Origin of the sequence: Streptomyces sp. NPDC056161, from assembly GCF_042268025.1 — a bacterium.
GTDB lineage: Bacteria > Actinomycetota > Actinomycetes > Streptomycetales > Streptomycetaceae > Streptomyces.
This window is the reverse complement of sequence record NZ_JBHJUV010000003.1, coordinates 338,031-348,503: the sequence shown is the minus strand read 5'-3', so window position 1 is coordinate 348,503 and position 10,473 is coordinate 338,031. Positions and strand designations below refer to the sequence as shown.

Annotated in this window: 7 protein-coding genes; all 7 read right to left on the bottom strand. The window is 73.0% G+C overall.

Translation table 11 applies throughout. From position 1 onward, the window contains the following. Positions 1–154: 154 nt before the first annotated feature. Positions 155–1,018 carry an ABC transporter permease gene (locus ACFC09_RS05230; protein ID WP_376524096.1) on the bottom strand — a complete coding sequence of 288 codons (864 nt, stop codon included), beginning with the start codon at positions 1,016–1,018 and terminating at the stop codon, positions 155–157. Next, entirely contained in the window at positions 1,015–3,999 is a 2,985-nt protein-coding gene (locus ACFC09_RS05225) for a CocE/NonD family hydrolase (protein WP_376524094.1), read from the bottom strand. Before ACFC09_RS05225 ends, ACFC09_RS05230 begins: the two co-directional genes overlap by 4 nt. 185 nt (positions 4,000–4,184) lie before the next feature. Beyond that, positions 4,185–5,687, bottom strand: a complete 1,503-nt coding sequence (gene mmsA, locus ACFC09_RS05220) for a CoA-acylating methylmalonate-semialdehyde dehydrogenase (RefSeq protein WP_376524093.1) — start codon at positions 5,685–5,687, stop codon at positions 4,185–4,187. Between the two features lie 15 nt (positions 5,688–5,702). Further along, positions 5,703–7,613 carry a 3D-(3,5/4)-trihydroxycyclohexane-1,2-dione acylhydrolase (decyclizing) gene (gene iolD / locus ACFC09_RS05215; RefSeq protein ID WP_376524091.1) on the bottom strand — a complete coding sequence of 637 codons (1,911 nt, stop codon included), beginning with the start codon at positions 7,611–7,613 and terminating at the stop codon, positions 5,703–5,705. After that, a complete protein-coding gene (iolB, locus tag ACFC09_RS05210; RefSeq protein WP_376524089.1) occupies positions 7,610–8,434 on the bottom strand; it encodes a 5-deoxy-glucuronate isomerase in 825 nt (274 codons plus the stop codon). The genes iolD and iolB overlap by 4 nt, the downstream gene beginning before the upstream one ends. A gap of 7 nt (positions 8,435–8,441) precedes the next feature. Then, on the bottom strand, positions 8,442–9,326 hold the full coding sequence (locus ACFC09_RS05205) for a deoxyribose-phosphate aldolase (protein WP_376524126.1): 885 nt from the start codon (positions 9,324–9,326) through the stop codon (positions 8,442–8,444). A gap of 95 nt (positions 9,327–9,421) precedes the next feature. Next, entirely contained in the window at positions 9,422–10,372 is a 951-nt protein-coding gene (gene iolC / locus ACFC09_RS05200; protein WP_376524087.1) for a 5-dehydro-2-deoxygluconokinase, read from the bottom strand. Between the last annotated feature and the right edge of the window lie 101 nt (positions 10,373–10,473).

Below are 10,473 nucleotides of genomic sequence, written 5' to 3'. Positions count from 1 at the left end.
ACAGGCAACGTTCGCCCCGTCGCGACGCCCGGCACGCACTCTCGCCGCACCGGCCGAAAGCCCAAGTACGTCCAGTACGAGGACTTCCGGCCGGCGCACCGAGAGCACGCACCGAACGCCGCTCCTTGACGGGCAAACGTTGCCTGCCGAGGCACTAGGAGACGATGTCCTTGCGGGCGAAACCCCGGAAGGCCAGGGCGAACAGCACGAGCGCGTACGTTATGGAGATCGCGGTGCCCTGGATCATGCCGGACCACTCGGGGTTCGGCTGGACGGCGTCCGCCCAGGCGAACTGCCAGTGCGCGGGCAGGAAGTCGCGCCAGTGGCCGAGCGCGGTGACGGCGTCCAGGACGTTGCCGACGATGGTCAGGCCGACCGCGCCGCCGACCGCGCCCAGCGGCGCGTCCGTCTTCGTGGACAGCCAGAACGCCAGCCCCGCGGTGACCAGTTGGGACACGAAGAGGTACGCCACGACCACCACCAGGCGCTGCGCCGCCGTGCCCGGGTCCAGCGCGCCGCCGGTGGGGATCTCCAGCGGGCCCCAGCCGTAGACGGCCGTACCCACGGCGAGGGCCACGAGCGGCAGCAGCACCATCGCGGCCAGGCTCAGACCGAGGCCCACGGCAAGTTTGGACCACAGCAGGCGGGCCCGCGGCACGGGCGCGGCGAGCAGATAGCGCAGCGAGGACCAGCTCGCCTCCGAGGCGACCGTGTCCCCGCAGAACAGGGCGACCGGGATCACCAGGAGGAAGCCCGCCGACACGAACAGGTTCACCGCGGCGAAGTTGGCGCCGGAGGCGGTGGCCGTGTCCATGAGGGTGACCTGGCCGGTGCGACCGCCCGGGTTGCCGCCGACGGCGAAGGCGATGGCCAGGACGAAGGGCAGGACGGCGAGGATCCCGCCCATGATCAGCGTGCGGCGGCGGCCCAACTGCCGGACCAGCTCCACCCGTAGCGGCAGCGTGCGCCCCGGCCGGTAGCCGGAAGCCACCTCGACGGGCTCGGTGAGCGTGCTCATGCGGAACCTCCGATCAGGGTGAGGAAGGCGTCCTCCAGGCGGCGGTGGGGCCCGACCGAGGCGACGGGCACTTCGAGCCGGACCAGCTCCACCAGCAGCCTGGCGGCGACCGCCGCGGAGTCCCGGCCGGGGGCGGGGACGGGATCGGGGTCGGAGACGGAGACGGAGACGGAAGCGGACGGGTCGGTGAGCGGGCCGGCGGTCGGATACCCGGGCGGGCCCGCCCCCGGACCCGCGCCCGGACCCGCTGCCGGGTCCACGGCCGAAGCTGTGGACGGGACCAGGGCCGGATCCACAGCCGGATCCGCCGACGGGACCAAGGCCGGATCCGCGGACCGGGCGATGGCCGGATCCGTGGACACGGCCACGACCGCGCCCGTGGACAGGTCCGCGGCCCGGTCCGCGACCGGATCCGCGAGCAGGCCGACGGTCGTGGGCGGGGCGATGGGGGCCGGGGTCAGGTGGATCAGCAGGCCGCCCTCCGTGCGTACCGCGGACGCCACCTCAGGCAGTGCCGCCACCTTGTCGACCAGCGGGTCCGCGATGTCCGCGGCCAGGCCGACGAGCAGGGTGCCGCCCGAGCCGACGATCTCGCCCACCGGGCCGGCCTGGACCAGCCGGCCGCGGTCCATCACCACCAGGTGGGTGCAGGACTGTTCGACCTCCGCGAGGAGATGGCTGGAGACGATCACCGTGCGGCCGGCCGCCGCGTAACGGATCATCACCTCGCGCATCTCGCGGATCTGCGGTGGGTCGAGGCCGTTGGTCGGCTCGTCGAGGATCAGCAGGTCGGGCAGGCCGAGCATGGCCTGGGCGATGGCGAGCCGCTGGCGCATGCCCTGCGAGTAGGTGCGCACCGCGCGGGCCAGGGCCTCGCCGAGGCCCGCGATCTCCAGGGCCTCGTCCAGGTGCGCGTCCTCGGCGGGGCGGCCGGTCGCCCGCCAGTACAGCTCCAGGTTCTCGCGGCCGGTCAGGTGCGGCAGGAATCCCGCACCCTCCACGAACGCACCGACCCGTGACAGCACCGGCGCGCCGGGCCGGATCGCGTGGCCGAAGACGCGGATCTCGCCGCCGTCGGGGGTGATCAGACCCATCAGCATGCGCAGGGTCGTCGTCTTGCCCGCGCCGTTCGGCCCGAGCAGACCGAGCACCTGGCCCTTCTCGACGCGGAAGGACAGCTCCCGTACCGCGTACCGGTCGGTCGACCGCGCGTACCGCTTGCTCAGGTCGGTGATCTGGAGCGGGACGTCCGCCAGCGCGGGGTCGGGCGCGGGGACCGCCGTGCGCCGGCGGGCGGTCAGCAGCAGGGCCAGCGCCAGCACGGCGGCGGCCGGCGGCAGCCACCACACCCAGGACGGCAGCGGCGCCGCCGCCGTCCGCACGCCCGGGGCCGTGGGCACGCTCAGGCCGCCCTTGAGGGAGACGGTGTACGTCGCCGGGGCGGCGGGTGAGGCGTAGCCGAGGTCCGTGGAGGCGAGGACCAGGCGGAGCCGGTGGCCCTTCTGCACGTCGTGGTCGATCGCCGGGAGAGTGACCGTGACGTCCTGGCCGGACCGCGCGCCGGTGACGCGCAGCGGGGTGACCAGTTGCTCGGGCAGCACCTTCTGGGTGCCGTCGGGGCCGACGTCGTACACCTTGGCGAACAGGACGGCGTCGTCGGTGGTCGAGGTGACGTGGACGGTGGCCGTCGGGGATCCGGTGATCCGCAGGTCGGCGGCGACCGGCGCCGACTCGAACGCGGCGAACTGGCCGGGGAAGTCGAGGGAGACGCCCACACCGAGGGCCGACAGCTGGCCGAGGCCGCCCCCGCCGAGGCCGGGCAGGGCGGAGACGCCCGGCGGGCTGGCCCCGGCCGGGTTCTGCACCCGCTGCGCACCGCCGCTGAGCGCGATCTCCCGGCGGCCCGCTTCCAGGCCCGGGTAGCGGTCGGCGCTCGCGCCGCGCAGTTGGGTCGTGCCGTTGGTGGAGTCGACGCCTCCGGTGCGGGTGATCCGGAACGCCGGGCCGGTGTCGGTGCCCTTCTCCCCCTTCAGGTAGCGGTCGAACCAGGACGTGACGCGGGCCTGCACCCGGCCGCTCTCCATGTCGCCGCCGTCGTGGCCGCCCGCGATCCAGTCGACGTCGACCGGGGCGCCGTTCGCCCGGATCGCCTTTTCGGCGGCGTCCGACTGGGCGAGGGTGAAGAGGGAGTCCTGCTGGCCCTGGACCAGGAGCGTGGGCACCTTGATCCGGTCGGCGACGGCGGACGGGGAGCGCTGCTCCAGCAGGGCGCGGGCCGCGTCGTCCGGTCGGCCCGACTCGGCGACCCGGTCGTACATGGCGCACAGGGCGGGCTCGAACTTGGCGCAGCCGCCGCCGGTGTTGAAGAAGATGCCCGCCCACAGCTTCTTGAAGACGCCATTCGGGAACAGGGCGTCCGCCAGGTTCCAGTACGTGATCTCCGGCGCGATGGCGTCCACCCGGTGGTCGTATCCGGCGGCGAGCAGGGAGATCGCGCCGCCGTAGGAGCCGCCGGCCATGCCCACGCGGGGGTCGCCCGGCTTGTCGAGCTGGACCTGGGGCTGTGCGGCCAGCCAGTCGACGAGTCGGGAGACGTCGGAGACCTCGTGCGTCGGGTCGTTCAGCCCGATCTGGCCGGTCGACCTGCCGAAGCCGCGCGCGGACCAGGTCAGGACCGCGTACCCGTCCCGGGCCAGGTCCTGCGCCTCGGTGCGCATGTCGTTCTTGCTGCCGCCGAAGCCGTGCGCCAGCAGGACGGCGGGGCGGCGGCCCGCGGCGGCCGAGGTGAAGTAGGAGGTGTCGATGCGGGTGCCGTCGGCCATGGTCATGACCCGGTCGGTCCGGCTCACCCGGGGCGGGTCGTCCGCGGCGGCGACGGCCGTCCATGTACCGGCTCCGACGAGCACCACGAGAACGGCCGCGGCGGCCCACAGCCGCCGCGCCCCCCGGAGCACACGCCGGCCCGGCAGTCGAAGATCCATGCCCTCAACGGTACGGGCAGCCACCGACAACCGATGCAGCCACCGGTCTGAGGCACCGCCCCTCCTCCGGGAGTACGCGACCGCCCGCCCGTACCGCGAACGCGGTACGGGCGGGCGGGAACGGCGGCGGGGATCCCGTCGCCGGGGAGTGGCGGGGATCCGTCACCGGGAGCGGCGTGATCCCGTCAGTGGTTGCGCGGGAAGCCCAGGTCCACGCCCGCCGGGGCGTCGGCCGGGTCCGGCCAGCGGGTGGTGACGACCTTGCCGCGGGTGTAGAAGTGCGTGCCGTCGTTGCCGTAGATGTGGTGGTCGCCGAAGAGCGAGTCCTTCCAGCCGCCGAAGGAGTGGTAGCCCACCGGCACCGGGATCGGCACGTTCACGCCGACCATGCCCGCCTCGACCTCCAGTTGGAAGCGGCGGGCGGCGCCGCCGTCCCGGGTGAAGATCGCGGTGCCGTTGCCGAACGGCGAGGCGTTGATGAGGGCCAGGCCCTCCTCGTAGGTGTCGGCGCGCAGCACGCACAGCACCGGGCCGAAGATCTCGTCCTGGTACGCCTTCGCGCTGGTCGGGACCTTGTCGAGCAGCGAGATGCCGATCCAGTGGCCGTCCTCGAAGCCCTCGACGGTGTACCCGGTGCCGTCGAGCACGACCTCCGCGCCCTCGGCGGCGGCACCCCGCACGTACGAGGCCACCTTGTCGCGGTGCACGGCGGTGATCAGCGGGCCCATCTCGCTCGTCGGGTCGTTGCCCGGACCGATCTTGATCTTCTCGGCGCGCTCGCGGATCTTCTCGACCAGCGTGTCGCCGATCGCGCCGACGGCCACGACCGCGGAGATGGCCATGCAGCGCTCGCCCGCGGAGCCGTAGGCGGCGCTGACGGCCGCGTCGGCCGCCGCGTCCAGGTCGGCGTCCGGCAGGACCAGCATGTGGTTCTTGGCGCCGCCGAGGGCCTGCACGCGCTTGCCGTTCGCGGAGGCCGTGGTGTGGATGTAGCGGGCGATCGGGGTGGAGCCGACGAACGAGACGGCCTTGACGTCCGGGTGCTCCAGGAGGCGGTCGACGGCCACCTTGTCGCCGTGCACGACGTTGAAGACGCCGTCCGGCAGGCCGGCCTCGGCCAGCAGCTCGGCGATCCGGACGGACGCCGACGGGTCCTTCTCGGACGGCTTCAGCACGAACGTGTTGCCGCACGCGATGGCGATCGGGAACATCCACATCGGGACCATCGCCGGGAAGTTGAACGGCGTGATGCCCGCGACGACGCCCAGCGGCTGGCGGATGCCCGCCACGTCCACCCGGGTGGCGACCTGGGTGGACAGTTCGCCCTTGAGCTGCACGTTGATGCCGCACGCGAGGTCGACGACCTCCAGGCCGCGGGCGACCTCGCCGAGCGCGTCGGAGTGCACCTTGCCGTGCTCGGCGGTGATCAGCGCGGCGATCTCGTCGCGGTGGGCGTCCAGCAGCGCGCGGAAGCGGAAGAGGATCTCCGTGCGCTTGGCCAGCGAGGACTGGCCCCAGGTCGCGAACGCGTCCTTGGCCGCGGCGACGGCCGCGTCCACCTCGTCGGTGGTCGCGAACGCGACCTTGGTGGTGACCGCCCCGGTGGCCGGGTCGGTGACCGGCCCGTACGTCCCCGAGGCGCCGTCGACGGCCTTGCCGCCGATCCAGTGGTTGACGATCTTCGTCATGGCCGGGTTACTCCTTCAGAGATGGCGGCGTCGGGTCGCCACGTTCCGTTCGTACTGCTCACGTGCCTTGACCGCGGAGGGGCGGGTGGCGGTCTCGGCCACAGGTACATCCCACCAGGCTTGCGCGGGAGGCGGGCCCGACACAGTGTCGGCCGTTTCGGTCTCCACGTAGACACATGTGGGAGTGTCGGCGGCCCGCGCCTCGGCGAGCGCGGTGCGCAGGTCCGCCACGGTCTTGGCGCGCAGCACCCGCATGCCGAGGCTGGCGGCGTTGGCGGCCAGGTCGACGGGGAGCGGGGCGCCGGTGTGGGTGCCGTCCGCGGCCGGGTACCGGTAGGCGGTGCCGAACCGTTCGCCGCCCACCGACTCCGAGAGCCCGCCGATGGACGCGTAGCCGTGGTTCTGCACCAGCAGCAGCTTGATGGCGACGCCCTCCTGCACCGCGGTGACGATCTCGGTCGGCATCATCAGATACGTCCCGTCGCCGACCAGTGCCCACACCGGGCGGTCGGGTGCGGCCAGCTTCACCCCGATGGCGGCGGGGATCTCGTAGCCCATGCAGGAGTAGCCGTACTCCAGGTGGTACTGGTCCCGGGACCGGGCCCGCCACAGCTTGTGCAGGTCGCCGGGGAGCGATCCGGCCGCGTTGATGATGATGTCGCTCTCGTCGACGATCGCGTCGAGCGCGCCGAGGATCTGCGACTGGGTGGGCCGGACGTCCGGCTCGTCGGCCTCGTAGCAGGCGTCGACGCGCTGTTCCCAGCGTTCCTTGTCGTCGGCGTACTCGGCGACGTACGAGTCGGCCACCCGCCTTCCGTCCTCGGTCAGCGCCGCGGTCAGCGCGCGCAGCGCGTCCCGGGCGTCGGCGACGAGCGGCAGCCCGGCGAGCTTGTGGCCGTCGAAGGCCGCGATGTTCAGGTTGAGGAAGCGCACGTCCGGGTTGTCGAACAGGGTGCCGGAGGCGGTGGTGAAGTCGGTGTAGCGGGTGCCGACGCCGATCACCAGGTCGGCGGTGCGGCCCAGTTCGTCGGCGGTCGCCGTGCCGGTGTGGCCGATGCCGCCGACGTCCTGCGGGTGGTCGTGGCGGAGCGAGCCCTTGCCGGCCTGGGTGGACGCGACCGGGATACGGGTGGCCGCGGCGAACTCGGCCAGCGCTTCCTCGGCGCGGCTGTGGTGGACGCCGCCGCCCGCGACGACGAGGGGCCGCCGGGCCGCGCGGACCGCCTCCACGGCGGCGGCGAGTTCGACCGGGTCGGCCTGCGGCCGGCGCACGGTCCACACCCGTTCGGCGAAGAACTCCTCGGGCCAGTCGTACGCCTCGGCCTGCACGTCCTGCGGCAGGGCGAGGGTGACGGCGCCGGTCTCGACGGGGTCGGTGAGGACCCGCATGGCCTGCAACGCGGCCGGGATCAGCGCCTCCGGCCGGTTGATCCGGTCGAAGTACCGGGAGACCGGGCGCAGGCTGTCGTTGACCGACAGGTCGCCCGCGTAGGGGACTTCGAGCTGCTGGAGCACCGGGTCGGCGGGGCGGGCCGCGAACACGTCGCCGGGCAGCAGCAGGACCGGGAGGTGGTTGATGGTGGCCAGCGCGGCACCGGTGACCAGGTTGGTGGCGCCGGGGCCGATGGACGTCGTCACCGCGTGCGTGGACAGCCGGCCCGACTGGCGTGCGTAGCCGACCGCCGCGTGCACCATGGACTGCTCGTTGCGGCCCTGGTGGTAGGGCATGACGTCGGCGTACTCGACGAGCGCCTGCCCGATCCCGGCGACGTTGCCGTGGCCGAAGATGCCCCAGGTCGCGCCGATCAGCCGCTGCCGTTCGCCGTCCCGCTCCGTGTACTGGGCGGACAGGAAGCGGACGAGCGCCTGCGCGACGGTGAGCCGTGTCGTTGCGGTCGTTGCGGTTGTTGAGGTCGCCGCGGTCATCGGTACCCCCCTGTGCTCTCTACGTGGTCTGGGTGGAAGCAGATCCGCCACTCCCGCTTCGCGCCCGGTCCCGCCATGACGTTGAGGTAGTACATGTCGTGGCCGGGCTGGGCGATGGCGGGGCCGTGCCATCCGTCGGGTACGAGGACGACGTCACCGGAACGGACCTCGGCGAGGACGTCGGCCCCGCCCGCGCGGGAGGGGAACACCCGCTGGTAGCCGAGACCGTGCGGACCGTCGATCTCGAAGTAGTAGATCTCCTCCAGCTCGGACTCCTCGCCCGGCCGGTGCTCGTCGTGCTTGTGCGGCGGGTACGAGGACCAGTTGCCGCCGGGGGTGATGACCTCCACGGCGATCAGCTTGTCGCAGTCGAACGCGTCGGCGGAGGCGAAGTTGCGCACCAGACGGGCGCTGGTGCCGCTGCCGCGGTGTTCGACGGGGACCTCCGGCGCGGGGCCGTAGCGGGCGGGGAGTCGTCGCTCGCACTTCGCTCCTGCCAGGGCGAAGCGGCCTCCCGCGCCGGAGGCGATCTGGACCCGGGCGTCCCGGGGCGCGTACACGAAGTCCGAGGCGGAGGCGAACACGCTCTCCCTGCCGCGGATTTGGAATTCCTCGTCCTCCACCCGCACGGTACAGGCGCCGCTGAGCGGAAGCACGATCCATTCGCTGTCCCCGGAGGTGAACATATGGGTGGCACCGGGGGACAGTTCGACGACGCGCAGGCTGCTGTGCGTCAGGGCGGCCCGTTCGGGGCCGACGTCGAGCGCGTACTGGTCACCTGCGGTCGACCCCTGCGGGAGGTACAGGTCGTTGCTGGTCATGCGGCCCTCACAGCAGTCCGACGGCGGTGTCCACGGCGGCGGCCACGTCCCCGTCCGCCGGATACAGCAGCGACCGGCCGACCACCAGACCCCGCACGGTGGGGAGCCGGAGCGCGCCGCGCCACTTCTCGTACGCCGCCTCCTGGTCCTCGGGGGTGTCACCGATCTCGCCGCCGAGCAGCACGGCGGGCAGCGTGGAGGTCGCCATGACCTCGGCCATGTCGTCGGGGTGTTCGGTGACGGGGACCTTCAGCCAGGTGTAGGCGGAGGTGCCGCCGAGGCCCGAGGCGATGGCTATGGAGCGGGTGACGGCCTCGGCGGACAGGTCGTTCTTCACCCGTCCCTCGGGGGTGCGGCGGCTGATGAAGGGCTCGACGAACACCGGCAGCCGGCGCTCGGCCATCGCGTCGATGGCGCGGGCGGTGGACTCCAGGGTGGTCAGCGAGCCGGGGTCGGAGTAGTCGATGCGCAGCAGCAGTTTGCCCGCGTCGAAACCGAGGCGCTCGATGTCCTCGGGGCGGTGGCCGGTGAAGCGGTCGTCGAGTTCGAAGGCGGCGCCCTGGAGGCCGCCGCGGTTCATGGAACCCATGACGATCTTGTTGTCGAGGGCGCCGAGCAGCAGCAGGTCGTCGAGGATGTCGGCGGTGGCGAGGACGCCGTCCACGCCGGGGCGGGACAGCGCGAGGCACAGCCGCTCCAGCAGGTCGGCGCGGTTGGCCATGGCGAGCTTGCGGCCGCCGATGCCGAGGGCGCCGCGGGCCGGGTGGTCGGCGGCGACGATCATCAGCCGGCCGCTGTCGCCCAGCAGCGCGCGGCGCGGGCGGCGGGCCGCGGCCTCGGCGACTTCCTCGGGATGCTGGGTGCGGGTGCGCACCAGCGCGGAGACGTCCACGCTCGGGCGCCCGCCGTCCCGGAGGGTGCCGGTGGTCGTGCCGGTGGTCGTGGCGGTGGTGGCCTCGCGGGTGCCGGTGGTCCCGGCGGTGGCGGTCACAGCACCGCTCCGGCCGCGAGGGCGGCGTCCACCTCGTCGGAGGTGGGCATCGCTGAGGAGCACTCCAGGCGGGAGGCGACGATGGCGCCGGCCGCGTTGGCGTGCCGCATGATCGTCTCCAGGTCCCAGCCGGCCAGCAGGCCGTGGCAGAGGGAGCCGCCGAAGGCGTCCCCCGCGCCGAGTCCGTTGAGGACGTCGACCGGCAGCGGCGGCACCTCGGCGGACTCGCCGCTCCGGCTGACCGCGAGGACACCCTTGGGGCCCTGCTTGACCACGGCGATCTCGACACCGGCGGCCAGGAGCGCCTGGGCGGCGGCGTGCGGCTCGCGGACGCCGGTGGCGACCTCCACCTCGTCGAGGTTGCCGACGGCGACGGTGGTGTGCCGCAGCGCCTCGGCGTAGAAGGGGCGGGCCGCGTCCGGGTCGGACCAGAACATGGGGCGCCAGTCGAGGTCGAAGACCGTCGTGCCGGAGCGGTCGCGGTGGGCGAGGGCGCGCAGGGTCGCCGTGCGGCTGGGCTCCTCGCTCAGGCCGGTGCCGGTGACCCAGAAGATACGGGCGTCGCGCACGGCCCGGAGGTCCAGTTCGTCGGCGTCGATCTCCAGGTCGGGCGCCTTGGGCTGCCGGTAGAAGTAGAGCGGGAAGTCGTCCGGCGGGAAGACCTCGCAGAAGGTGACCGGGGTCGGCAGGCCGGGGACCGGGGTCACCCAGCGGTCGTCGACGCCGAAGCCGCGCAGGGCCTCGTGCAGGTAGGCGCCGAAGGCGTCGTCGCCGGTGCGGGTGATCACGGCGGTGCTCCGGCCGAGGCGGGCCGCGGCGACCGCGACGTTCGTCGCCGATCCGCCGAGGAACTTGCCGAAGGACGTCACCTGGGCGAGCGGCACTCCGGTCTGCAACGGATACAGATCCACCCCGATCCGCCCCATGGTGATCAGGTCGTACGCCATCGGCTTCCCTTCCTCGGCACGTGGCTCACCCCCGGTTTGTAGTCCCGTTCGGGGAGCCCTGTCAATACTTTGTCCAGACATTCGGACTAGAGCTTGACACG